Source organism: Stenotrophomonas pictorum JCM 9942, assembly GCF_001310775.1.
Taxonomy (GTDB): Bacteria; Pseudomonadota; Gammaproteobacteria; order Xanthomonadales; family Xanthomonadaceae; genus Stenotrophomonas; species Stenotrophomonas pictorum.
This window is the reverse complement of the sequence record NZ_BAZI01000652.1, coordinates 1-977: the sequence shown is the minus strand read 5'-3', so window position 1 is coordinate 977 and position 977 is coordinate 1. Positions and strand designations below refer to the sequence as shown.

The window sequence follows — 977 nt, the reverse complement described above, 5'->3', positions numbered from 1 at the left end:
CCCGTGAGGACGTGAAAAACGGCATCGGCCTGTCCGCCGCGCTGGGCCGCAATGGCCGGTTCCCGCGGCTGGCGCTGCAGATGATCCAGGTGGGCGAGGAGTCCGGCGCGCTGGAAAGCATGCTGCACAAGACCGCCGACACCTTCGAACAGGAAACCGCGCGGGCCATCGACCGCCTGCTTGCCGCGCTCGTGCCGGTGATCACCCTGCTGCTGGCGGCGGTGGTCGGCATGGTGATCATCGCCGTGCTGGTGCCGCTGTACGACCTGACCAATGCCATCGGCTGAATCCGGAAAATGCCGCAACTGTGGAGACTGTCATGAGACGCACCCAACGAGCACCGCACGCGCGCCGCCACCAGGCGGGCATGAGCCTGCTGGAAATCATCATCGTCATCGTGTTGATCGGCGCGGTGCTTACCGTGGTCGGCAGTCGCGTACTGGGCGGGGCGGACCGTGGCAAAGCCAATCTGGCCAAGACCCAGATCCAGACCCTGGCCGGCAAGGTGGAGAACTTCCAGCTCGATACCGGCCGCTGCCGGCCAAGCTCGAGGATCTGGCCGCGCAGCCGGCCGGGGTCAGCGGCTGGCTGGGGCCGTATGCAAAACCCAGCGAGTTCAATGATCCGTGGGGTCATGCCATCGAGTACCGGGTGCCGGGCGAAGCGGCCCGTTCGATCTGAAAAGTCTGGGCAAGGACGGCCGCCCCGGTGGCAGCAGTTACGACGCGGACATCAGCGTCGAGTAAGACCGATGCCCACGCTGTCCGCGCCTGTTTTTCCGCATCAGCGGCCGCGTCGCGCGTACCGCCGGCCCGCGGTGGCGGGCATGTCGTTGCTGGAGATGCTGCTGGTGCTGGCCTTGATGGCGGCCATCGGCCTGATCGCGGCGATGGCGATGAACGGCGGGCTGGCCGGCATGCGCCTGCGTTCGGCCGGCAAGGAGGTGGCCGCGCAGCTGCGGCATACCCGCACCCAGG

At 67.6% G+C, this 977-nt stretch carries 1 protein-coding gene and 2 pseudogenes; all 3 read left to right on the top strand.

Features of this window, described 5'->3' with window-relative positions; translation table 11 throughout:
* Positions 1 to 287: type II secretion system F family protein (locus JCM9942_RS16805; protein WP_172675190.1), on the top strand; the 287-nt coding region annotated here is incomplete at its 5' end.
* 32 nt (positions 288 to 319) lie between these two features.
* Positions 320 to 746 (top strand): annotated as a pseudogene (gene gspG / locus JCM9942_RS18515) (type II secretion system major pseudopilin GspG).
* Positions 747 to 826: 80 nt separating this feature from the next.
* Positions 827 to 977: pseudogene (locus tag JCM9942_RS16800) on the top strand (type II secretion system protein XpsH); the annotation flags it as partial.